This is a genomic window from Bradyrhizobium manausense (genome assembly GCF_001440035.1).
In the GTDB taxonomy this organism is placed as follows: Bacteria; Pseudomonadota; Alphaproteobacteria; order Rhizobiales; family Xanthobacteraceae; genus Bradyrhizobium; species Bradyrhizobium manausense.
In genome coordinates this window covers 245869-270098 of sequence record NZ_LJYG01000026.1, presented here as the reverse complement: position 1 = coordinate 270098, position 24230 = coordinate 245869, and the positions used below count along the sequence as shown (strand labels likewise).

Annotated in this window: 20 protein-coding genes; 12 read left to right on the top strand and 8 right to left on the bottom strand. The window is 63.3% G+C overall.

Annotated elements, in window-relative coordinates:
• Positions 1-835, top strand: an 835-nt coding sequence (locus tag AOQ71_RS47265; protein WP_488226143.1) for an NAD(P)/FAD-dependent oxidoreductase, incomplete at its 5' end; no start/stop codon positions are given.
• On the opposite strand, the gene AOQ71_RS06165 is transcribed toward AOQ71_RS47265, so the two are convergent.
• Complete coding sequence (locus AOQ71_RS06165; protein ID WP_245316737.1) at positions 832-2379, bottom strand: TadE/TadG family type IV pilus assembly protein; 1548 nt, start codon at positions 2377-2379, stop codon at positions 832-834. The two genes, AOQ71_RS47265 and AOQ71_RS06165, sit on opposite strands and share 4 nt — an antisense overlap.
• Positions 2380-2689: 310 nt before the next feature.
• On the opposite strand from AOQ71_RS06165, the gene AOQ71_RS06160 reads away from it, so the two are divergent.
• The 7 genes from AOQ71_RS06160 to AOQ71_RS06130 all read left to right on the top strand — a co-directional run bounded on the left by AOQ71_RS06160 (position 2690) and on the right by AOQ71_RS06130 (position 13786).
• The gene (locus AOQ71_RS06160) at positions 2690-3754 is read left to right on the top strand and encodes a hypothetical protein (RefSeq protein WP_057743121.1); all 1065 of its coding nucleotides are present in this window, start codon (positions 2690-2692) and stop codon (positions 3752-3754) included.
• A gap of 47 nt (positions 3755-3801) precedes the next feature.
• On the top strand, positions 3802-4443 hold the full coding sequence (locus AOQ71_RS06155; RefSeq protein ID WP_057743119.1) for a glutathione S-transferase family protein: 642 nt from the start codon (positions 3802-3804) through the stop codon (positions 4441-4443).
• Between the two features lie 167 nt (positions 4444-4610).
• A complete protein-coding gene (locus AOQ71_RS06150) occupies positions 4611-5795 on the top strand; it encodes an efflux RND transporter periplasmic adaptor subunit (RefSeq protein ID WP_057743117.1) in 1185 nt (394 codons plus the stop codon).
• 13 nt (positions 5796-5808) lie between these two features.
• Positions 5809-8964: an efflux RND transporter permease subunit gene (locus AOQ71_RS06145; RefSeq protein ID WP_057743115.1), complete on the top strand. Its 3156-nt coding sequence runs from the start codon at positions 5809-5811 to the stop codon at positions 8962-8964.
• 452 nt (positions 8965-9416) lie between these two features.
• Positions 9417-10667 (top strand): OpgC domain-containing protein, encoded by a 1251-nt coding sequence (locus AOQ71_RS06140; protein ID WP_430648609.1) that lies wholly within the window; start codon positions 9417-9419, stop codon positions 10665-10667.
• Positions 10668-10701: 34 nt separating this feature from the next.
• Positions 10702-11913, top strand: a complete 1212-nt coding sequence (locus AOQ71_RS06135) for an OpgC domain-containing protein (RefSeq protein WP_057743111.1) — start codon at positions 10702-10704, stop codon at positions 11911-11913.
• A 58-nt stretch (positions 11914-11971) separates the two neighbouring features.
• A complete protein-coding gene (locus AOQ71_RS06130) occupies positions 11972-13786 on the top strand; it encodes a glycosyltransferase family protein (protein ID WP_157083394.1) in 1815 nt (604 codons plus the stop codon).
• Positions 13787-13828: 42 nt separating this feature from the next.
• Here AOQ71_RS06130 and AOQ71_RS44840 read toward each other — a convergent pair whose 3' ends face one another.
• Positions 13829-13969 carry a hypothetical protein gene (locus tag AOQ71_RS44840; protein WP_157083393.1) on the bottom strand — a complete coding sequence of 47 codons (141 nt, stop codon included), beginning with the start codon at positions 13967-13969 and terminating at the stop codon, positions 13829-13831.
• A gap of 237 nt (positions 13970-14206) precedes the next feature.
• Positions 14207-15532, bottom strand: coding sequence for a dicarboxylate/amino acid:cation symporter (locus AOQ71_RS06120; protein WP_057743105.1), 1326 nt, complete (start codon positions 15530-15532; stop codon positions 14207-14209).
• A 208-nt stretch (positions 15533-15740) separates the two neighbouring features.
• Between AOQ71_RS06120 and AOQ71_RS06115 the strand changes: the two genes are divergently transcribed.
• On the top strand, positions 15741-16625 hold the full coding sequence (locus AOQ71_RS06115; RefSeq protein WP_057743103.1) for a LysR family transcriptional regulator: 885 nt from the start codon (positions 15741-15743) through the stop codon (positions 16623-16625).
• 79 nt (positions 16626-16704) lie between these two features.
• On the top strand, positions 16705-17418 hold the full coding sequence (gene cuyB, locus AOQ71_RS06110; RefSeq protein WP_057743205.1) for a cysteate racemase: 714 nt from the start codon (positions 16705-16707) through the stop codon (positions 17416-17418).
• A gap of 2 nt (positions 17419-17420) precedes the next feature.
• On the opposite strand, the gene AOQ71_RS06105 is transcribed toward cuyB, so the two are convergent.
• Positions 17421-18593 (bottom strand): MFS transporter, encoded by a 1173-nt coding sequence (locus AOQ71_RS06105; RefSeq protein WP_057743101.1) that lies wholly within the window; start codon positions 18591-18593, stop codon positions 17421-17423.
• Between the two features lie 102 nt (positions 18594-18695).
• Between AOQ71_RS06105 and AOQ71_RS06100 the strand changes: the two genes are divergently transcribed.
• Together AOQ71_RS06100 and AOQ71_RS06095 are read left to right on the top strand one after the other, a co-directional pair.
• Positions 18696-19487 carry an AraC family transcriptional regulator gene (locus AOQ71_RS06100; protein ID WP_430648606.1) on the top strand — a complete coding sequence of 264 codons (792 nt, stop codon included), beginning with the start codon at positions 18696-18698 and terminating at the stop codon, positions 19485-19487.
• Between the two features lie 252 nt (positions 19488-19739).
• Entirely contained in the window at positions 19740-21092 is a 1353-nt protein-coding gene (locus AOQ71_RS06095; protein WP_057743098.1) for a malonyl-CoA decarboxylase, read from the top strand.
• A gap of 215 nt (positions 21093-21307) precedes the next feature.
• Here AOQ71_RS06095 and tarD read toward each other — a convergent pair whose 3' ends face one another.
• The 4 genes from tarD to AOQ71_RS47260 all read right to left on the bottom strand — a co-directional run.
• Positions 21308-22477, bottom strand: coding sequence for a D(-)-tartrate dehydratase (tarD, locus tag AOQ71_RS06090; protein ID WP_057743096.1), 1170 nt, complete (start codon positions 22475-22477; stop codon positions 21308-21310).
• 165 nt (positions 22478-22642) lie between these two features.
• Positions 22643-22900, bottom strand: coding sequence for a DUF3297 family protein (locus AOQ71_RS06085; protein ID WP_083513977.1), 258 nt, complete (start codon positions 22898-22900; stop codon positions 22643-22645).
• Positions 22897-23373, bottom strand: a complete 477-nt coding sequence (locus tag AOQ71_RS06080) for a glutathione peroxidase (protein WP_057743091.1) — start codon at positions 23371-23373, stop codon at positions 22897-22899. Before AOQ71_RS06080 ends, AOQ71_RS06085 begins: the two co-directional genes overlap by 4 nt.
• A 2-nt stretch (positions 23374-23375) precedes the next feature.
• The coding region (locus AOQ71_RS47260) for an amidase family protein (RefSeq protein WP_245316735.1) at positions 23376-24230 on the bottom strand (855 nt) is incomplete at its 5' end.

The window sequence follows — 24230 nt, the reverse complement described above, 5'->3', positions numbered from 1 at the left end:
CGGCGGGCTCGTGAACTTCAAGCGCATCCTCTATATCCGCGCGCAGGAGGAGATGTTTCCGGGCTGGGGCCTCGGTGCGATGTCACGGCTCGCGTACCGTCTCGCTGCGCCCCTGATCTGGGCAAACTGGCGCGGCCTCGAGAGCCTGTTGAAAGCGCAGCTCAAGCTTGGCAAGTGCAAGATGGTGCCGAAAGAGCGGATCGAGGATGGCGTCAACTGCTCAGTGCCGATCGCGACGCCCGGCTTCTACCCGATGGTCGCCGACGGCCGCATCAAGGCGGTGTTCGGCACGTTCGATCATTATGAACGCGACAGCATCGTGATGAGCGGCGGCGAGCGCATCGGTGCAGACGTCGCGGTTCTCGCGATCGGTTACAAGCTCGGCGTGCCCTTCCTTCCCGAGGCCTATCAGCAAAGGCTGGTCGATGCGGACGGGCAGTACCGGCTCTACCGCCTGATCGCCAACCCCGACCTGCCCGACCTCGGCTTCGTCGGCTTCAACTCGTCCTTCTGCACCGTGCTCTGCGCCGATCTCGCCGCCAACTGGCTGGTGCGCTATGCCGATGGACAGCTCGCGAACCAGCCGACGGAGCGACAGATGCGCGACAACATCGAGATGATGCTGCACTTCAAGCGGGTGGAGCGACCGGCCGCCGGCGTCTATGGCGGCCTGTGTGTCGCACCTTATCACTACCGGCATTTCGACGAGCTGATGGCCGACATCGGCGCAAAGACCCACAAGCGCGGCGGGCTCAAAGGACATTTCCTGCCGCCCGACGCCGATGCCTATGCAAAATTCCTGACGTCAGCGCCAGCCTATCAGGCAGCGGATTAGTTGGTGATGCGGGCCTCCTGGACCGCATGATTGAACATCGCGTTCAGCGCCGCCGTGATGTCGGCAGGTGTGTTCGCGGTGTAGAAGAAGCCCGGAGAGGCACAGTTCTGCAGGCTGGCCGGAATGTTCGGGATGTTCCAGTTGGCGTAATCGTCCTCGTCGCCGGCGAAGGACGCGTTGACCGGATTGATCTTCTGATAGGGGATATACAGCACGGAGATGATGATGCCGCGGTTCTTCAGCGGCGTGCACGATGTGGCCGGGTTTATCGTGGTGGCATGGTTGCTGCCCGACCAGGACCCGTTGGGAACGCCCTTGACCTGCGGATCCTGCGCGCCATCGGTGACGAGGAAGACATAGGGCAGCGTGTTGTTCCACGCGCTGCCGTCGCCCACACTCGTGATCAGCGTGTTCACGCTCGACAATGCCGTGTCGATATGCGTGCCGCCCGAGCCGAGGCTCGCATTCATGTTGGTATCGAGCAGCGTCGCCAGATTGGCCGCCGCATAGTTGATCGTCGACGGATTGGTCGTCGAACCGTTGATGCTGCTGGTCAACGGGAAATACGAGTACAGATAGCGAATGAAAGGATAGAGGCCGATGCGGAACTGGTTCGTCACCCTCGCCGTATTGTTCGCCGTGACGAACAGCTGGTTCACCGCATAGCCGACGGCGTCAAGCCGCAGCTGGATGCAGGAATCGGTCCCGTCGGTCGGGCAGTTCGCCACCGTCGCGAGATTTGAGTAGAGCGAATTCGGCAGTCCGGAGACGATCGAGGAAGGCAGCTGAACGCCCATGGGATTGGTGGCCTTGGGGCTGAGCAGGCCCCTGTACCCGCTCTGGCTGACGCGCGAGATCGCGTAGCCGAGGCAATAATTGTTGGTGGGATAGCCTTGCGTGCCGGAATCCGTGCAGGCGCTGTTCTGCGGCGAGAAATGGCAGGCCAACGTGCAGCCCGTCGGATATTGCCGGTAGTTGTCGGGATTGATCGACTGCATGCGCTGGGCTTCCGCGGTGGTCGAGGGAAGGCCCATCGAGCCCGAGACGTCCAGCGTCAGATAGAAGTCGAGATACAGCGGCAGCGTAGTGGACGACGACGAACTGCCGGTCACGGTCAGCTTGTGGTAGCCGAGAAGCTGCATGAAGGTGACGGGGACGTCTGCGCTGAATTGCACGGACGCCGACAATCTCGATCCCGATTTGGTGACGGTGCTCGTCACACCCAGATTGGTGTAGCTGTTGGCGAACCCGGTAACGTTTCCGGTGAAGATGTTGTTCGCTTCCGTAACGCCGGCGGCAACCGATCCGTTCGACGTCATCGCCATCGCGGCGTTGTAGCCGGCCGAGTTGACCGAGATCGAGGCCACGCTCGCCGCATCCGCGGAACTTTGCAGCTTCGCCTTGATCCGCGTCGCCATGCTGTAGTCGATGGCACATCCGATCGACGCAATGAGCGGCACGAGCGCGATTGCAAAGATGGCGGCGACGTTCGCACGGGAGTCGCGCTGCCATCGCGACAGGAGCCGGCCAAGGCGCTGTACCATTCCAAAATCCGGCATTGCCAAGCCTTCTCGACGGTTCGCGGAAAAATGATTGACGAGAGTCAAAAGGGGCATGAGACGAAACACTCGCCGGGACCAGCGCTTGGTTAGCGAAGATGATAAACTTCGCGTAAAAGGCCTCGCCTAGCCCCCGGGACATTGCGGTACATTGTGCAGGTCGGGCGCTACCGAATCGTAAAGTTGTGCGGTGAAAAGTGGGCCCATCCCTCCTCCCGGCCACCCCTCGCCAACCCGCATCCTTGGGGCTTACGATCTCCACGGATGCCGAATCGGCAGGCCCGGGAACCTCGCGATGCCAATACGATGTTATGCCGCCGTTGCGGCGGTGGCCCTGTTCCTCATAACGCCCGCTTCGGGCCAAGGCGCACCGACGCCGGCGCAGTCGGAGGCATCAGCCGCTTACGAGCACGCGCTCGGTGAGTTCAAGTCGATCCTTGCCGAGCGGCGCCGCCAGATCGAGACCAAGCAGCCGCTGCCGAACCTGCCGGGCCAGGCGCTCTATCTCGCCCGCGTCGCTGTCATCAGCACCTACAAGGATCTGACCGATGCCATGCCGTCGCGGATCGGCCAGCCGAACAAGTTCGGGATCCCTCCGGCCTATTTCGACGCCGCGATCGAGCCGCTGGTCGACGAATATGCCGATATCTTCGAGATCATGGAGGCGCCGCCCGCGAGCGCTCAGAATTCGCCGACACCGTTCAAGGACGTCGTCGATCTTGGCACCGCGATCGCGCGCGCCAAAGGGCTTGCGCCTGCTGACGCCGAGGCCGCGGGCCGCATCAGCCTCGGTCTCTTCTACGCCGAGACGAACGGCAAGCAGAACGTCCGCAACGCACGCTCGAATACCTATATGGGCAGCCTGCAGACCGGCCCCTCCGAAGACCGCAACGGCCAGCGCAAATGGGAGGCGATCAAGGGCACGATCGCGGCCATCGATCCAGCGTTGAACGCGCGCGACGACAAGGAAGAGGCGCGGTCCCGCGGCACCGACCGCCGTTTCAATCACTGGACCAACGTCCGCGACGGCCTCATGAACGCGCATGCGGAGCTGTTTGCCGAAATCCCCGGGATCGTGAAGACGCTGCCCGATCCGATCGAGCAGATGAAGCTGTTCGAGCTGATCCAGATCATCCCGACGCCGACGCGAGCCGCGCTGAGGTCCGGCGATCTGCTGAACACCAGGGTGTCCAATCCCACCATCATGAAGCACTTGCGCAACAACAGCATCTTCGCCTTCGGCAAGCTCGACCGGGCGCGAAGCTCGGCGAGCTTCCGTGAGATTTTGGGCGCGATGTGGCTGTTCAAGCGGAAGTTCGACAAGACGATGGTGAAATATGCGGAGATCAGACCGCGCTAGATCGTCTGCGAGTCAGTTTATCCAGTCCAATCCAGGAATGTTCAACTATGCTCACCGTCTATGGCGAAGGCCGCGGCTTCCGTGTTGTCTGGCTGCTTGAGGAACTCGGATTGGCTTATCGGCTGCGCCCGGTCGATCTGCTCGCAGCCGGGAAAGATCGAGATTTCCTTGCGGTCAACCCCGCCGGCTTCATTCCGGTGCTGCAGGACGGCGACACGATCATGGTCGAGTCGATCGCGATTCTTGAGTACCTGCTCGCCCGCCACGGCCCGAATTCGCTTGCCGTCGCCCCCGATGATCCTGCCTTCGCTCCCTATCTGCAATTTCTCCACTTGGGCGAGGCCGGGCTCGCCGGGCCGATGAATACAGTCCTTGTCGGTCGCCAGCTGGCGCCGGAAGCCGAGCGAGGCGCGCGGGTGACCCGCTGGGCAGCCGAGACCTTCGAGAGCCGGCTTGGGCTGGTCATCCGTCGCCTCGCGGATTGTCCCTATCTCGTCGGCGACCGATTCACTGCCGCCGATATCTCGGTGAGCTACGCCCTCCTGCTCGGCCTGCGAACCGGCAACTACGTCCCCGGTCCGACCGAGCGGGACTATCTCGTGCGCACGACGGCACGCCCTGCCTACGCCCGAGCGATGGAAAGCTGCCAGGCCACCAAGGCTTGGGCGGCGAGATCACCGGGACTATAGGGCACTTCATCGGAGAGAGCGTTCGTTCTCCACCTTGTCGCCGTCGGTCAGCGTTTTCGATCGTTGTGGGTGCCGCCACAGCGGACTACACCATGGCTATGGTGTTCCACGAACGGAGATTTGTTGCTAGCCTGCCGCACCGACAGACGATCATCAGGGGCCACCGAATGACTTGCGCGAATCCCGCTCGACTCACCGGACCGTGGAGACATCTCTGTCTGACGCTGACCGCGACAATGGCCGTGGTTGCGCTCGCCGGCTGCGAGGACAAGAACGCCTACGTGGCGCCGCCGCCGGCGAAGGTCGATGTCGCCACACCCATACAGCGCCCGGTCACGCGCTATGTCGAGGCTACCGGCAACACCGCGCCGATCAAAAGCGTCGATCTCGTCGCGCGCGTGCAGGGTTTTCTGCAAACGATCGACTACACCGACGGCACCTTCGTCAAGCAGGGCACCCAGCTGTTCACGATCGAGCCCGAGACCTACAAGCTGAAGCTCGAGCAGGCGCAGGCCGCCGAGGCCGGCGCGCAGGCCTCGCTCAGGCAGGCGGAAGCTGATTTCAAACGACAGGCGGAGCTGGTGCAGCGGCAGGCGGTCTCGCAGTCGACGCTGGACACGTCGACATCGACCCGCGACAACGCCCAGGCCAATCTCCAGCAGGCCCAGGCCAACACCAGGATCGCGGAGCTCAACTACAGCTACACCAAAGTGAGCGCGCCGTTCGACGGCATCGTCAGCGCGCATTTGGTCTCGGTCGGCGAGCTGGTCGGCGCCTCCTCCCCGACGCAGCTTGCGACCATTGTTGCCATGGATCCGATCTGGGTCAACTTCACCGTCAACGAGCAGGACGTGCTGCGCATCCGGGCCGAGGCGCAACGCCGCGGACTGACGGTGGCCGAGCTCAGACAGTTGCCGGTCCAGGTGGGCCTCCAAACCGAGACCGGCTATCCGCATGAAGGCCACCTCGACTACGTCTCGCCGACCCTCAATACATCAACCGGCACGCTCGCCGTGCGCGGCGTCATCCCCAACGACAAGCGGGTGCTGCTCCCGGGCTATTTCGTCCGGGTCCGCGTGCCCTTCGACCAGGACAAGGACGCCCTGCTCGTTCCTGATACGGCGCTCGGCAGCGACCAGGGCGGGCGCTATCTGCTGGTGGCCAACAAGGACAACGTCGTCGAACAGCGCAAGGTGCAGATCGGCCCAACCGACAATGGCCTGCGCGTGATCGAGAGCGGCCTGCAGCCTGACGACCGCGTGGTCATTTCGGGCCTGCTGCGCGTGATCCCGGGCCAGAAGATCGATCCGCAGCTGACCAAGATCGAGCAGCCGCAGGCGTCTGCCAAGTGAGGGGCCGCCAGCCATGATCTCAAAGTTCTTCATCGAGCGGCCGGTCCTCTCGAACGTCATTGCGCTGCTGATGATCCTGATCGGCGGCGTGGCGCTGTTCAACCTCGCGATCGCGCAATATCCCGACGTGGTGCCGCCGACGGTGCAGGTGACGACGCGCTATCCCGGCGCCAGCGCCAAGACCGTGATCGACACCGTCGCGCTGCCGATCGAGCAGCAGGTCAATGGCGTCGAGGACATGCTCTACATGCAGTCCTACAGCGGCTCCGACGGCACCTACACCCTGACGGTGACCTTCAAGATCGGAACGGATCTGAATTTCGCGCAGGTGCTGGTGCAGAACCGCGTTTCCAGCGCGCTATCGCAGCTGCCGCAATCGGTGCAGAACCAGGGCGTTACCGTTCAGAAGAAATCGACCTCGATCCTCTTGTTCGTGACGCTGACCTCGCCGGACTCGCGGTTCGACAGTCTTTTCCTGAGCAACTACGCCACCATCAATATCCGCGACGAGCTGTCCCGCCTGCCCGGCGTCGGCAACGTCACGGTGTTCGGCGCCGGCCAGTATTCGATGCGCATCTGGCTCGATCCGAACAAGCTGCAGGCGCGTGGACTGGTGCCGCAGGACGTCATCCAGGCGATCCAGCAGCAGAGCCAGCAGGTCTCGGCCGGACAGGTCGGCGCGCCGCCGACGCCGCCGGGACAGGCGTTCCAGTACACGCTCAATGTCAACGGCCGGCTCGAAGACACCAGCCAGTTCGAGAACATCATCGTCAAGACCGGGACCAGCGGCGACGTCACGCGCGTGCGCGACGTCGGCTGGGTCGAGCTCGGCGCGCAGACCTACAGCCAGATCTTCTCCCTCAACAAGCAGCCCGCGACCGGCATCGGCGTGTTCCAGTCGCCCGGCGCCAACGCGCTTCAGGTCGAGCAGGCCGTCGAGAAGAAGATGGTCGAGCTCGCCAAGCGCTTTCCGGAAGGCATCAAGTACGACACGCCGTTCGACACCACGAAATTCGTCAACGCCTCGGTGCACGAGGTCTACATGACCCTGATCGAGGCCGGCCTGCTCGTGCTGGTCGTGATCCTGGTGTTCCTGCAGGACTGGCGCGCGATGCTGGTGCCGGCGACCACGGTGCCTGTCACCATCATCGGCGCCTTCGCCGCGATGGCGGCGCTCGGCTTCACCATCAACATGTCGACGCTGTTTGCGATCGTGCTCGCGATCGGCATCGTCGTCGACGACGCCATCGTCGTGGTGGAAGGCGCTGCGCACAATATCGAGCAGGGCATGAACGGGCACGACGCCGCGATCAGGGCGATGGACCAGCTGTTCGCGCCGATCGTCGGCATCACCCTGGTGCTGATCTCGGTGTTCCTGCCCGCCTCGTTCCTCGCCGGCCTCACCGGCCGCATCTATTCGCAATTCGCGCTGGTGATCGCGGCGACCGCGCTGCTGTCCGCCATCAACGCGGCAACCCTGAAGCCGACGCAATGCGCGCTGTGGCTGCGGCCGGCGGTGCCGCCGGAGCAGCGCAATTTCTTCTACCGCGGCTTCAACGCCGTCTATGACAGGGTCGAGCGGGGCTACACGCGGCTGATCACGTTTCTGGTGAAGCACGCGAGCGCCTCGGTCGCATGCGCGCTCCTCGTGATCGGGCTCAGCGGCTACGGCCTGTCACGGGTGCCGACCGGCTTCCTGCCGATCGAGGACCAGGGCTATTTGATCGCGGCCGTGCAGCTGCCCGACGGCGCCTCGCTGGAGCGAACCCAGAAGGTGCTCGACCGCGCCGCCGACATCATCAAGGACACGCCCGGCGTCCAGCAGGTCATCACCATCGCCGGCATCTCCGCGCTCGACAACAGCGCGAGCCTTGCCAATGCCGGCGTTGCCTACATCATCCTGAAGGACTGGTCCGCGCGCGGCAAAGGCGAGGATCTGCGCTCGCTGGTCTACGGCCTCAACGACCGGGTCTCGACCATCATGGAGGCGCGCACGCTGGTGCTGCCGCCGCCGCCGATCCAGGGCATCGGCAATGCGGCCGGCTTCTCGATGCAGGTCGAGCTGCGCGACGGCAACAGCGATTTCGCCAAGCTGCAGGCCATCACCGGCGCCATGGTCTCCAACGCCCAGAGCCAGAGCGCGCTGCAGCGCGTCTCGTCCTCGTTCCGCTCGGCGGTGCCGCAATTCAATGTCGAGATCGACCGCGTCAAGACCCAGACGCTGCACGTGACGACCGACGCCGTGTTCTCGGCGCTGTCGACCTATCTCGGCTCGTCCTATGTCAACCAGTTCAACAAGTTCGGCCGCGTGTTCCAGGTCTACACGCAGGCCGATCCCGCATTCCGCGTCACCGAGCGCGACATCGCCAACATGCAGGTGCGCAACCAGAACGGCGACATGATCCCGATCGGCACGATCGCCACCATCACGCCTGTGACCGGACCGTCGCTGATCAGCCTCTACAATCTCTACCCGTCCTCCACCATCGTCGGCCTGCCGGCGCAGGGCTATTCATCCGGCCAGGCGCTGCAGCTGATGGAGGAGATCGCCGACAAGACGCTGCCGCCGGGTACCGGTTTCGAATGGACCGCGATGTCCTACCAGGAGAAGGCGGTCTCCAACCAGATCTACTGGGTGTTCGGCCTCGCCATGCTGCTGGTCTATCTCGTGCTCGCCGGCCAGTATGAGAGCTGGTACGCGCCGATCTCGGTGATCCTCGCGGTGCCGCTGTCGCTGCTCGGGCCGATGCTGGTGCTGAGGGGGGTCGGCATCGACAACAACCTCTATTGCCAGATCGGCCTGATCCTCCTGATCGCGCTGTCGGCCAAGAACGCGATCCTGATCGTCGAGGTCGGGCTCGAGTTGCACGGGCGCGACGGCAAGCCGATCATCGAATCCGCGATCGAGGCGGCGCGCGCCCGCTTCCGCCCGATCCTGATGACCTCGTTCGCCTTCATCCTCGGCGTGGTACCGCTGGTGCTCGCGACCGGCGCCGGCGCCAGCGCGCGCAAGTCGATCGGCATCACCGTGTTCTCGGGCATGCTGGCCTCGACCTGCCTCGCGGTGCTGTTCGTGCCGGCCTTCTTCGTGGTGGTGCAACGGTTCGAGAACTGGCTGGAGCAGCGCAAGGCGCCGAAGGCAAAGCCGGTCGCGGAGGCGAAATCTTAAAACAACCCCATGCACAGTAGACATGGGGTTGAAAAGGCTCGAGTTATTCGATTTTACCGAAAATTGCTTGCGCCGTCGGGCAAAACACCGGCATAATGGCATCATCGGGATGTGCGCTCGCATCAGCGCAAAATTGCTACGCAATTTTGTCGCGAACTCCTCGCAGTGACGGAGAGTCCTTCTCGGTCACTTCCAATGCCGACCGGCTAACGAAGCCATAGGGCCAAGGCATTGGATCGGTCACCCCGTACCGATTATGCAGCCCTCACGCACGGCATTCGTTGTGTGAGGTATGCACATGCAGGCATCGCATTTTCGATGTTCTTGTTCCGGAGCGGAGGTTAAACTCCTGGGAACAGGGAGGGGGACCAATGGGGCGTTCGCCGATTCTGGGTATCCATAGAGCGCGGGCCGGGAGTGGGGTGACTGGTCGCCCTCAGTACCGCCGATTGATCTGGCTCGCCGCCTGGTTCGCCAGAGCCTACCCCAAATCAAAACGGCATGGTGTTGCGCCGGCGTCTTCGCCGCCCCTCGCAACACCCAGCTTTGCCGTCGCCAAAGGCGAGCGAGAACTGCGGCTCGACTTCTTCCGCGGCCTGGCCCTCTGGCTCATTTATATCGATCACGTTTCACCCGACGTCCTGACCTGGGTCACGATACGCAACTACGGGTTCAGCGACGCAGCCGAAGTGTTCATCTTCATTTCCGGCTTCACCGCAGCTCTGGTCTACGGTCGCGCAACCTTCGAGGCTGGCTTCGTGATCGGGACAGCGCGCGTGCTGCGGCGGGTCTGGCAAATCTATACCGCGCATCTTCTGCTCTTCCTGGTGCTGATGGCCGAAATCGCTTTGGTCACGACGGTTTCCGAGAAGCCGGCGTTCTACATCCAGGAGATGGAGGTCGGAGAATTCTTCAAGCAACCCGGTTCCGAAATGATCCAGGCGCTGCTGTTGCGATTCCGTCCCCTGAACATGGATGTCCTGCCGCTCTATGTCGTTCTGATGGCTTTTCTGCCGTTGGTGCTGCTGCTCGCCAAATTGCACAGGGATCTGCCGCTCGCCCTGTCCGCCGGACTCTATGTGCTCATGCTTCGATACGACCTGCATTTGTCGACCTATCCGGACGGCTTCTGGTCGTTCAATCCCTATGCATGGCAGCTGCTGTTCGTGTTCGGTGCCTGGTGCGCGCTTGGAGGAGGCAAGCGACTGTCGCCGATCCTCAATTCCCGATCCGTGTTGTGGCTGGCCGTTGCCTATCTCTGCGCGGCCTTCTTTGTGACCATGACCTGGTATTTTCCGTCACTGGAGCGGGCGATCCCCGGCTGGGTGGCGCGGCTGATCTATCCGATCAACAAGACCGATTTCGACATCCTGAGGTTTGCGCATTTCCTGGCGCTGGCTGCCGTCGCGCTCCGCTTCGTGCCGGGCGACTGGCCGGGGTTACGATCGGCCTGGGCGCGCCCGCTCATTCTTTGCGGACAATATTCTCTTCAGATTTTTGCGCTCGGCGTCGCCCTGTCATTCGCAGGCTACGCGCTGCTCACCGAGCTTGATGCGGGTGTCATGCTGCATGTGGTGGTCGGCGCCGGCGGCATCCTGATCCTGTACGGCATGGCAAGGGTATTCACCTGGTACAAATGGGCGATGTCCGGGCGCGAGCGCGCCAAGACGGATACTTCCAAGCTGATTACGCAAGAAGCTTGAAAACAATTCACTCTTATTCAAGGGACCGACGGACATGGGAACAGAGAGCAAGGATCGGTTTGTCGTAGAGCGGGATTTGAGGCTCGACCTTTTGCGCGGCCTGGGGCTCTGGATGATCTTTCTCGACCACATTCCGGATGACGTCGTGGCCTGGCTCACGCTGCGCAATTACGGCTTCAGCGACGCAGCCGAGTTCTTCGTTTTCATCTCCGGTTATCTCCTCGGATTCATCTACGTGCCCATCGTGGCTGCGGGCCAGTTCCTTCCGGCGTTGAAGCGATTGTGGCTGCGCGCCTGGCAGATGTACGTTGCCCACCTCCTGCTGTTCCTTGCCTTCACGGCACAGATCGCCCGCGCAGCGAGGAAGTGGGACAACCCCATGTACAAGGACGAGTTCAACGTCGCCAACTTCCTCGCGCATCCCGACGAGTTGATCGGCAAGGCGCTCACGCTGCAATACAAACCCGTCGATCTGGACGTCCTGCCGCTTTACATCTCCCTGGTGCTGGTTTCGCCGTTCGTGGTGTGGTGCCTGGTGCGACGCCCTAATCTGACCTTGGCAGGTTCGATCCTGCTGTACCTGCTCGCTCGCTATTTCGACTGGAACCTGCCGTCCTATCCGAAAGGCGCGACCTGGTACTTCAATCCGTTCGCCTGGCAATTGATGTTCTTTTTCGGTGCCTGGTGCGGATGCGGCGCGGTCGCCCAAATCAGCAAAATCATTCAGTCGCGCATCGTCTTCGCGGTCGCGATCGGCTGGATCGCCTTCGCGCTGGTGATCGTGATGTCCTGGCACAGCGCCTTTCTGGAGTCGTTGATCCCCAAATGGATGATCAAGCTGATCTATCCGATCGACAAGACCGACCTTGACATGCTCCGGTTCACGCACTTCCTCGCGCTGGCTGTCATCGTCTCGCGTTATCTCAACAAGGATTGGGAAGGACTGAAGTCGAAATGGCTGCGACCGCTGGTGTTGTGCGGCCGGCATTCGCTGCCGCTGTTCTGCCTCGGCGTCTTCCTGTCGTTCGGAGTGCATTGGATGCTGGTGCAGTGGAAGCACCAGGTGATCGAGCAAATTCTGCTCAGCATCGGTGGAATGGTCATCATGACCGCTGCCGCCTGGCTTCTGGATCGTGCACAGCGGGTGCCAAATCTCTTCGTGGACGCCGGCAGCGACGAGCGCCTGGACACGACAGTCCAAGCGGCGGCCACGCCCGTGGCTCGCACTCAGCCGAGCCCCGCGTGAGCTCTTTCGGGGAGGAGAGAGGCATGCATAGGGGCCATAAGCTCTAGGACCACCGGTCATGAGGGACGAAGCGGGAGAGAGCGCACCAATTGCCGGCTCCGAGAAGCGGCCTCGGCTCGCTTTGCAAGCGAGCGGGCCGAACGTGAGATCCGACAATGCACTTTGGAGAGTTGAAGAAAGGGCGGCGAGCCGGGTTTCCGTTCATCACGCAGCAAAGCATGATGTCGAGGGCGCTCCGCGCAGCATCATCCCTTCGAAGGCTTTCGATTTCCTGGCCTTGGCCTTTCTTGCAGTCCTGGCATTCCTCGTGTTCTCCACAGCGAAGGATTACGCGATCTCAAATGACGAGGGCGTCCAGCATCGCTACGGCGAATTGATCATTGCCTACTATCAGAGCGGACTGCGGGTCCGCGATCTCTTCAGCTTCGACAACCTGTATCTCTACGGCGGTCTGTTCGACGTCATAGCCATCGCGCTCGGCCGGGTTATCCCCATCGACATCTACGAATTGCGGCACATCCTCTGTGCCGTTACGGGCCTTGCCGGCATCGCTGCCAGTGGCGCCGCCGCGCGATTGATCGCCGGAGCGCGCGCGGGCCTGATTGCGATGGTCGCGCTTGCACTCTGCGGCGCCTGGTACGGCGCCATGTTCAACCATACCAAGGACATTCCATTTGCGGCGGCCATGGCCGGAGCGACGCTGTTCCTTCTCCGCCTGGCGCGCCAACTTCCGGCGCCCCGCGCCCTCGATGTCGTGGTCTTCGGCTGTCTTGCCGGGGCAGCGCTCGGGCAGCGCAGCTATGGTTTGCTGCTGTTCGTCTATCTCGGAGCTGCAATCCTGATCTATCTGCCCTGGCCGGAAAGCCGCGGGGCGCGCCTGGCCTTTGCGGCCAACTCCCTGTTGGCGACATGTCCCGCGGTCGCAGTCGCCTATCTGCTGATGATCCTGGCCTGGCCGTGGGCTGCCCTGTCGCCCCTCAATCCCATCCGTGGCCTGTTTGCCTTCTCGGAATTTCAGTATGCAATCCGCACCCTTTTTGACGGGCGCGTGTACGAGATGGCCAACGTACCGCGCGCCTATGTTCCCTTCTACCTCTTGATCCGCTTGCCGCTGATGACACAGGCGGGCGTCGCGCTGGCGATGGTTTCGCTGCTTTGGCCTCCCCTCAGGCGAGGCTTGGTCCGGTGCCGCGACCTCGCATTGCTCTCGACCATGGTTCTGCTTCCCCTGGGATGCCAAGCCCTCATTCATGGCCCTGCGTTCAGCGGCATGCGCCATTTTCTCTTTGTGCTTCCTCCTCTGGCCATGCTGGCCGGCGTGGGGTTGAACGACGTTCTCAATACGATGGCCGTGCGCAGCCGCCGCCTGGCCTCGGCGGCACTTGCGACAATGTGCGCGGCTTTCCTGTCCGAAGGGATCATGCTGGCAAGGCTTCATCCTTACGAGAATCTATCCTACAACGCCGTGGTCGGAGGACTTCCGGGAGCCTTCCGCCGCTATGACCTGGACTACTGGTTCAACAGCATGCCGGAAGCGATCCGCATCCTCGAGGCATTCGTCCGCGAAACGGCACCGCTCGACAATATCAAATCGCCGGCGGTCTATTCGGTCGCGGTATGTGGGCAACGTCCGGCGTTCGATCACACCGTCACGCTTCCGCAATTGCGTTGGGACTTCCGGTCCGAATGGGACGAATCGGAGTTCTTCATCGCTCCGACGCACATGAACTGCGATCGCGACCTTGATGGCGCCATCATCGGCCGCGTGGAAAGGTTGGGTGTTCCCATTGCCTATGTGAAAGACAGGCGGGCCATTGTGAAGCAACCGGCGACAAACGTCTCAATTGCTGCTCGCCCGTCGGATTCCCGCTGAGAACGAGATCGCGCCAGGATTTGGAAAGCCGTCGTCTTCTGATCAAGCGTTCAGCGCCCGCGTCCTCTCGGCCTCCATCTGATCGCGCAGCTGGACCAGGGACACGCCAACGAGCACCATCATCGCGAGCACGCTGCCGAGCGTGAGCATGCCCAATCGCCACGCGATCTTGATCTTCTTCATGCGAAATCCCTTGTCGTTGCAATCATGGCCGAACCTTGCGATCGAAAGCTTGACGAGGACTTTCACTGACGGCGCCGAACGCGGCGCCTTCTGCAAATGGTTATGCGAAATTTGCATCGGCCAGTCGTGTCTTGCATCGAAGCCCGGCAAACGCGTCCGGCAAAGACAAAGGCCCCGGCTACCGGCGGGGCCTTTGAATCAAGCGCAGCATGTTTTCGAATGGGCCGGACCGGCCTCCTATCCGCCCGCCGCACCAGCTACGGCAACCGCCGGCGTTGCGGTCTCGACGGATGGCTCTTCGATCAGACCACGCTCGTCTTCCCACGTCGCCACGGCCGCCGTCGCAATGCCGTTGCCGATGACATTGGTCATGGTCCGGCCCATGTCCAGGAACTGGTCGATGCCCATGACAAGAAGCATGCCGCCCACCGGCAGGTTGAACATCGGCAGCGTCGCGGCGACGACCACGAGCCCCGCGCGCGGCACGCCGGCGATGCCCTTGCTGGTGACCATCATCACCAAGAGCATGACGAGCTGTTGCGTGAAGCTGAGCTCGATGCCGTAGGCCTGGGCGATGAACAGGGCCGCAAAGGCCTGGTACATCATCGAGCCGTCGAGGTTGAACGAATAGCCCAGCGGCAGCACGAAGCCCGAGATGCGCTCGCTGACGCCGAACTTGGTCAATTGCTCGATCATCTTGGGGTACGCGGCCTCGCTGCTCGCGGTCGAGAAGGCCAGCAGCATCGGCTGACGCAACAGGCCGATGAGATGAAGCACCGGCCGGCCGAGCGCCAGGAGGCCAACGAGAACGAGGACGCTCCAGAGCACGGCAAGGCTGAAATAGAAGGTCGCGATGAATTTGCCGTAGGTCACGAGCACGCCAAGGCCCTGCGTGGTGATGACGGCTGCAATGGCCGCGAACACGCCAAGCGGGGCGAACTTCATCACGAAGTTCGTGATCTGCAGCATGACGTGGACCAGCTCGTCGATCGAGGCAGCGATAGTCCTGGCGTGGCTCGTCCTCAGCCTGCTGAGGGCGAGCCCGAAGAACACGGCGAAGACCAGGATCTGCAGGATTTCGTTGGTCGACATCGCCTGGGCGATGCTGGTCGGAAAGACGTGGGTGATGAAGTCCTTCAGATTGAATCCGGCCGTCTGCAAGGTGTTGGCGGCATCGGCATTGGGAAGCGGCAGCTGCAGACCGCGGCCCGGGGCGAACAGGTTCGCGAAGATCATGCCGAGGCCGAGCGAGACGAGCGAGGCCGAGACGAACCAGCCCATGGACCTGGCGGCAATGCGGCCGACCGCCCCGCCTTCGGAGCCGAGGCTGGTAATCCCTGACACGATGGTGGCGAAGACGAGCGGCGCGATGATCATCTTGATCATGCGCAGGAACACGTCAGTTGCGATCGAGAAATAGCCGGCGATGGTCTTCGCCATCTCCGGCGTCGGCGCCAGCTCATGACAGGCGTAGCCGGCCAGGATGCCGAGCAGCAGGCTGACCACGAGAGCATTGGTCAGGCGGTTGGATCGCGCGGGTGAATTGTCGGCATTCCCTGTCATCTGCCTGTGACCTCCCTTGAGCGCTTGGTCCGCATGTTCTTCGCGACAGTGAACCTCGCGCTGAGCTTCCCGCCACGGGGCGCATGCATGCGCCTGCGGACGGCGGGCCGTCCAATGTTATGCCGGCAAGCTCTATTCCGATTTTGCATAGATTTCCCGCCAGGATCAGGGCATCTTCGCAAGGCGAGCCTCGCCCGGAGCAGACCCGATGGAATTGAAATGGCTGGAGGATTTTCTCAGCCTGGCGCGAACGCGCAGCTTCTCGCGCGCGGCCGATGAGCGGCACGTGACGCAATCCGCGTTCAGCCGCAGGATCCAGGCGCTGGAGCTTTGGCTCGGCGTGTCCCTCGTCGACCGCAGCAGCTACCCGACGACGCTGACCGCCGAGGGGCGTGAGTTCCTGGAGACCGCGGAAGAAACCGTTCGCATGCTCCATGCGAGTCGTCTCGCGCTTCAGGCGAGCAAGCGGCCGAGCACGCAAGTGGTCTCCATCGCCGCTCTGCACACCCTGTCGCTGCACTTCTTTCCGCGCTGGTTCCGGACCATCGAGAAAGAGGTCGGGCCGTCCGGCAGCCGCTTGCTGCCCGATGATTTTCACAGCTGCCTGCAGGCGCTGGTCGAAGGCAGCTACGACTTCCTGCTCACCTTCCATCATGGCAATGTGCCGATCCTGCTGGAGCCGGAGCTCTACCCGCATATCGTCGTCGGCATGGACAGTTTCGTCGCCGTCCGCAGTACGGCGCTCGCTGGAGACGATACCGCTTCGCTACCCCTGCTCAGCTACGCCGCGAACTCGTTCCTGGGACGGGTCGCCACCTTCGCCCAGGCCCAGGCCGGCTCGCCGCCGGCGCATGTCAGTCACACCAACGAGAATGCCATGGCCGAGGGGCTGAAATTCATGGCGCTGGAGGGCTACGGCTTGGCGTGGCTGCCGCGCAGCTTGGTGACCCGGGAGATCGATGAGGGCACCCTCACCATCGTGGGACCGGAGATCCCGCTGGAGGTTCGGCTCTATCGCAGCGCACGCCGGACCCGGCCCATCGTGGAGAAGGTCTGGAACGCGGCGCAGGCGGCCGCCCCCAAAACTATGTAGAAGCCGCATATGCCGTTCTGAACACGCATTGGATTTGCCTGAAGCGGCCATGCATCGTGGCTCCAACAAGGAGAGTTCGATGCTTGGCATTCTGGGCGGCATGGGGCCGATGGCGACCGTGGATTTCATGGGCAAGATCGTCAGGAACACCCCCGCGTCCTGCGATCAGGACCACATCCAGATGGTGGTGTGTTCGGCGACCGACGTGCCCGACCGCACCGCCGCCATCCTCGGGCACGGCGCCGATCCCTTTCCCGCCATGCTGAATGCCTTGCGCCGGCTCGAGCTGTCAGGCGCGACCCGCATCGCCATCCCCTGCAATACGGCGCATCATTGGTACGGCGCGCTGCAGGCCGAGACGTCGGTGCCGATCATCCACATCGTCGATGCCGTCACTGAGGCGCTGGCGCAGCGGCGGACAAGCCCGACCCTCGGCGTGCTTGCGACCGACGGCACGGTGCACGCCGGGATCTACCAGCAGCGTCTTGCCGAACGCGGCTATGCCTGCGTGGTGCCCGCCGCGACGGCGCAAGCCGAGGTGATGCGCGCGATCCGTCTCGTCAAGGCAGGACTTAACGAGGAAGCGGCCGGCATCCTCGGCCGGGAAGCAGAGGCGCTCGCGGCCAGAGGCTGTTCGCACATCGCGATGGCCTGCACGGAGATTCCGCTGGCGCTGGCGGCTCTCGACAGCGATGTCGGCGCGGCGCTGCTCGATCCCACCGACCTGCTGGCGCAGGCCTGCGTCAGATCATTCCTGGCCGCGCCGCAGGAGATGGTGCGGGAAGTGGCGTAGCCTCACGTCGCCGCGGGCGTGCGGATCTCGCGCGGCAGGATGATCGCCGCGGCGATCGCGAGCAGGCAGAGGCCTGCAAACGCGTGCAGCATGGTGACGAAGCCGCCCTGCTCGTAGAGCCAGGCGACGAGGCCGACTGACGCGCCCGCCGCGGTGAAGCCGATGAAGTAGCGCACCGCATAGGCGCGCGAGCGCCATTCCTCGCTGGTGTATTTTCCGACCATGGCGTCGTTCACCGTGACCTGGCCGAAGGCCCCCATGACGATGCCGATCGAGACCACAATCAGCGGCAAATTGCTCAGGCTCGCGGCCAGATACAGGAACGGCGCCAGCATGAAGGACAGCGGCAAGGCCACCGTCTTGAGCGAATAGCGATCGAGCAACCGGCCGATCGTGTACTGCGTCATCGCGCCGAACACGTAGACGCAGGCGGCAATGATTCCGAGCAGCGCCGGACTTTTTGTCAGGTCCGCGAGCCGCTCCGCGAACAGCTTCGGCAGCGCGACGGTGACGGCATTGAAGGTGGTGGAGATCGCGATCACGACGATCAGCAGCGACAGCACCACGCGCCACATGTCCTGCTTGGCCACGCGCGCCTGGGCTGCGGCCTGCTTCGATCCCTTGCGATCCTCATGCACCACCAGCATCGCGAAGGCGATGCCGATCAGGATGGTGACGATACCGGGGATGATGAAGGCAGCACGCCAGCCGAGATATTGGCCGATCACGCCTGTTACCAGCGCGGAGGAGGCGACGCCGAGATTGCCCCAGACGCCGTTGATGCCCATCTCGCGACCGAGCCTGTCGGCATAGGACACGATCATCGCGGTGCCGACAGGATGATAGATCGAGGCGAAGATGCCGATCGCGAGCAGCGCGGCGCCGAGCTGCGCGGGCGTCTGCACCAAGCCGACCGAGATCATGGAGGCGCCGATGCCGACGAAGAAGATCAGCATCATGTGGCGGCGGCTCCAGCGGTCCCCGAGCCAGCCGGTCAAGAGCGAGCCGGCGCCGAAGGCGATGAAACCCGGCGTCGCGTAAGGCAGCAGTTCCGAATAGGCCATGCCGAGCGCCGGCCCCATGATGATCACCGCGGCGGCGAAAATCAGCATCGAATAATGATCGATGAAATGGCCGGCATTGACGAAACTGATGACCCTGACGGGGCTGTTCATGTCCCGAATCCTCTCCTGCTCCGAAATGAGTTATATGTCTTGACCATGACGGGGTGCTGCCAATGACTGTCTTGGAAAGGCCAAATTTTGGAAACGCCAATCTTGGAAACGCCAATCCTGCGGGAGGTCCGGAGCAACCATCGCTCGCCCGCGGGCGTGCACCTGGTTGCGCGCGACTATCCCAGGGGGATGCGGATCGATCTGCACATGCACCGCGAAGCGCAGCTGATCTACGCGGTGAAGGGCACGATGCAGGTGAATACGCCCGGCGGACGCTGGCTGGTGCCTCCGGACCGCGCGGTCTGGGTGCCGGCCGGGCTCGAGCACGCCATCGACCTGCTCGCCGACACCGAGATGCGCACGCTGTATTTCGACCTCGCCTGGCTCAAGCGCGAACAGCGCTATGAAGGATTGACGCGGGAATTCGTGGTGCGGGTGTCGCCGCTGCTCAACCAGGCGATCCTGGCGCTGTTCGACGTCCGCAACACCGAAGAGCGAACGGAGCTCCTGGTGCGCCTCGTGATGCTGGAATTGCACCAGGCCGAGGATTCCGCGACCTTCGTGCCGCTGCCACAGGAAGTGCGCTGCCGCCGCGCGGCGATGATCGTGCTCGACGATCCCACTGCCCTGCACGACATCGACACGCTGGCGCGCGAGGTCGGCACCTCCGCGCGCACGCTGTCGCGGCTGTTCTCGGCGGAGACGCAGCTCAGCTTCAAGAGCTGGTGCCAGCGCGCGAGGATCGCGGCGGCGATCCAGAGACTGTCGACGGATGCGAATGTGTCCATAAAGCAGCTCGCGACCCAGCTCGGCTACGCCAGCGTGCCGGCGTTCTCGGCGGCGTTCCGCCAGGTGACGGGACGGACGCCGACGGAGTTTGCGGGGAAGGTGTGAGCCTCGCTCCCCGTCATTGCGAGGAGCCCTTGCGACGAAGCAATCCAGGCTGCCGCCGAGGAAAGATTCCGGATTGCTTCGCTGCGCTCGCAATGACGGTGTTGAGGCAGTTGCCCCTCGCCCGGGATAGCGGCATTCTCGGAACGCACGGCCCGACTAAAGATGCCGCATTCCCCTGCTTGATTGTGATCGGCTTCCGCCTAAATCCCGTGTAAGCTTGCGCATCGCACAAACCCGGATTCGAAAGCCCTGATGGCCAATGCCTTCTTCTCCGACCTGCTCGCCACAATTTCCGAGCGCGGCCGAACGCTGCTGCGCCGGAGGGATTCCGCTGACACCAAGCAGGACGCCGACGGGCTGATCGCGCTTTGCAACGCGCTGCTGTCGGGCCGGGGCGAAGCCTCCGGCACCGCGATGGCGCGTGAGGTGCTCGACATCTACCAGGAGTTGGACGCGGCGGGACGACGCGCCTTCTTCGAGGGGTTGGTGCGCGATTTCGGACCGGACCGGGAGCGCCTGAGCAAGGCGATCGAAAAGTGGCGCACCCGACCTGATGACGAGGACGCCAGCGCGCTGCATTTCGCCTCGGAGCCGCGACGGCAGGAGCTGATCCGCCGGCTCAACCGCGCGCCCGGCGGCACCGGCGATCTCGTCGCCATGCGGGCCGACCTGCTCGGCATGATGAACGGACACACCGACCTCGCCGCGCTCGACCGCGACGTCTCGCATCTGCTCTCTTCTTGGTTCAACAGGGGGTTTCTCGTGCTGCGCCGGATTGACTGGTCGACCCCGGCCAACATCCTCGAAAAGATCATCCGCTATGAAGCCGTGCACGAGATCTCTGATTGGGACGATCTGCGCCGCCGCATCGATCCGGTCGACCGCCGCTGCTACGCCTTCTTTCATCCCGCGATGGTCGACGAGCCCCTGATCTTCGTCGAGGTGGCCCTGACCGAGACGATTCCCGGCGCGATCGCGCCGCTGCTGGCGGTCGATCGCCAGCATCTGGGAATCGAGAAGGCGCGCACGGCCGTGTTCTATTCGATCTCCAACACCCAGCGCGGGCTTGGCGGCATCTCCTTCGGCAGCTTCCTGATCAAGCAGGTGGTCGAGGAACTGCGCCGCGAGCTGCCAAAGCTCGACACTTTCGTGACGCTGTCGCCGGTGCCGGGCTTCATGTCATGGATCAAGCAGGACAAGTATCTGCCGCTGCCGGACGAGGACCGCGAGATCCTCAAGCGCCTCGACGATCCCAAATGGTATGAGAATCCGGAGACGACCACGCAGCTGCGCGCCGTGATCGAGCCGCTTGCCGCCTACTACTTCCTGAAGGCACGCACGCCGAAAGGCCGCCTGATCGATTCCGTCGCCCGCTTCCACCTTGGCAACGGCGCGCGGCTCGAGCGCATCAACTGGCTCGGGGACCTCTCGCCCAAGGGCCTGCGCGAATCCGCCGGCGTGATGGTCAACTATCTCTACCGTCTCGACGACATCGAGAAGAACCACGAAGCCTACGCCAATGACGGCGAGGTGGTGGCATCGAGCGCGGTGAAGAAGCTGCTGAAGGGCGAAGGGCGACGGCTGCTGGACATGCGGCTGTCGTAGGGGCGCGTTCTCTCCGCCGTCATTGCGAGCGTAGCGAAGCAATCCGGACCATCTCCGCGGAAAGACTCTGGATTGCTTCGCTCGCCATTGCGAGCGCAGCGAAGCAATCCAGAATCTTCCTCGAGACTCTGGATTGCTTCGTCGCAAGTGCTCCTCGCAATGACCTGTGGAGAGAGCTGCGCTCGCAATGACGGAGGGGTGTGGACGCAGACGGCCTACTCCGCCAGCGCCTTCATCTCCTTGTAGAGATCGGACTTGGCTTCGAAACCGATGCCCGGAAGGTCGGGCATGGTGATGTGGCCGTTCTCGACGCTGATACCATCCGGGAAGCCGCCATAGGGCTGGAACAGGTCGGGATAGCTTTCGTTGCCGCCGAGACCGAGGCCGGCGGCGATGTTGAGCGACATCTGGTGGCCGCCATGCGGGATGCAGCGGCTGGGTGACCAGCCGTGGGTCTTCAACACGTCCAGCGTGCGCTGGTATTCGCACAGGCCATAGGACAGCGCGCAGTCGAATTGCAGCCAGTCGCGGTCGGGGCGCATGCCGCCATAGCGGATGAGGTTGCGGGCGTCCTGGTGGCTGAAGAGATTCTCGCCTGTCGCCATCGCACCCGGGTAGAATTCGGCGAGCGCGGCCTGCAGCGCATAATCGAGGGGATCGCCTGCTTCCTCGTACCAGAACAACGGATAGTCCCGCAGCATCTTGGCGTAGGCGATGCCGGTCTCGAGATTGAAGCGGCCGTTAGCGTCGACGGCGAGCTGGGCGTCCTTGCCGATCTCCTTCAGCACCGCCTCGATGCGGGTGCGGTCTTCCTCAATCGGCGCACCGCCGATCTTCATCTTCACGACGTTGTAGCCGCGGTCGAGATAGCCGCGCATCTCACCGCGCAGCATCGAGAGATCCTTGCCGGGATAGTAATAGCCGCCGGCGGCGTAAACGAACACGCGCGGATCGGCGGTGACGCCGTGACGTTCGGCGAGCAGGCGGAACAGCGGCTTGCACGCGATCTTCGCCACCGCGTCCCACACCGCCATGTCGATGGTGCCGACCGCGACCGAGCGCTCGCCATGGCCGCCTGGTTTCTCATTGGTCATCATCGCGCCCCAGACCTTGTCGGGGTCGAGATTGTCGCCGGCCGCATCGAGCAGCGACTTCGGATCGGCTTCGAGAATGCGCGAGGCAAAACGCTCGCGGATCAGCCCGCCCTGCCCGTAACGGCCGTTGGAATTGAAGCCGTAGCCGACGACGCGCCTGCCGTCGCGCACGACATCGGTGACGACGGCGACCAGGCTCGTCGTCATCCTGGTGAAGTCGATATAGGCGTTGCGGATCGGGGAGGAGATCGGCTTGGTGATCTCGCGGACGTCGACGATGCGGACGGACATGGGGGGCCTTCGGTGGCTATTGTCGTCATTGCGAGGAGCGAAGCGACGAAGCAATCCAGACTGCTTGTGCGGAAAGATTCTGGATTGCTTCGCTGCGCTCGCAATGACGAGGGGAGAGAGCGCTCCTCGCAATGACGACGAGAGAGCGCAGTGCGCGCCTGGCGCTTACTTCTTATCCCGGAAATACGGCTCGACCGGGCCATGCACCTTGATGGTCAGCGGGTTGCCGTAGCGGTCCTTGGCGTTGCCGGCGGTGACGCGGACCCAGCCTTCGCTGATGCAGTACTCCTCGACATTGGTCTTCTCGATGCCCTTGAAGCGGATGCCGACGTCGCGCTGGAGGATCTCGGCGTTGTAATAGGGGCTGTTGGGGTCGACCGACAGTCGATCGGGAAATTCATCGCTCATGGGTGTCTCGCTCATAACAGGGTTTCGATTTGCTGCCGCAGCCCTTCCGGCCGTGCGGTCGGCGCATAGCGCGCGGTCACCTTGCCGGCACGGTCCACCAGGAATTTGGTGAAATTCCATTTGATGGAGGAACCGAGCAGACCGGATTGCTGCCGTTTCAGGTACTCATACAGGGGATGCGCGTTGGCGCCGTTGACGTCGATCTTCTCGAACAGCGGAAAGGTGACGTCGTAATGGGTCGAACAGAATTCCTGGATTTCGGATCCCTGCCCCGGCTCCTGCCCGCCGAACTGGTTGCAGGGAAAGCCCAGCACCGAGAAGCCGCGCGGCGACAGATCGCGATGCAGATCCTCCAGACCGCGATATTGCGGCGTGAAGCCGCATTTGCTCGCGGTGTTGACGATCAAGAGCACCTGCCCTTCGAAGCGTTTCATCGGCACCTCTTCGCCCGCGAGCGAATTGGCCTTGAAGTCGTAGATCGCAGCCATCGCTAGCCCACGGGATCGATCGGCGAGGCCGGCACGCCGCCGGCCTCGATCGCTTCACCGGCGAGCAGACAGAGATCCTCGCGGTAGCGGCCGGAGACGATGTGCACGCCGACCGGCGCCTTGCCGACGAGGCCGGTGGAGACCACGAGGCCCGGCAGGCCCATGAAGGGAATCGCGATCTGCGGCAGCTGCGCCTCCCAGACCCGCTTGAAGGACTCGTCGTCCTTGCGGTCGAGATGATCCGGGAACGGCAATTCGCCCGAGACCGGCGTCAGCAGCACCGCATATTTTTCGAATAACAGCATCCATTCGCGCGTCAGCGTGGCTCTTCGGGTCAGCGCCTTGGCGTAAGTCGCCTGGTCCATCGGCGTGACCCTGGCGCGGACGCCGCGCAGGCAGGCCAGCGCGCCGGGATCGCCCTCGCGTTCGGCCATCTCGAGCTGTGCCTCGAAAGCATCGCCGAGCCAGAGTTTGATTTGCCACTCGACCGCTTCGCGCATCGGCGGCGTGTTCTCGATCACATCGACGGTCCAGCCGGCGCGCTCGAGGCGCTTGCCGGCGTCGGTCACGGCGGCCTTGACCTCAGGCGTGGTGGCAAGACCATCCGGATTGAGGCAGAGCGCGGCGCGCTTCTCGCGCGCCGGACCTTGCAATGGCACGGGCACGTACCAGGGATCGCGCACGTCGCGCGCCGACATCGCCGCGAGGGAAATCCTGAGGTCATTCACAGTGCGCGCCAAGGGGCCCGAGACGGCCATGATCTGCGGACCGATCGGTCGCTCCGGCAGCGCCGGGTTGAAGGCGGGGATGCGGCCCAAGGTCGGGCGCAGGCCGTGGACGCCGCAGGCATAGGCGGG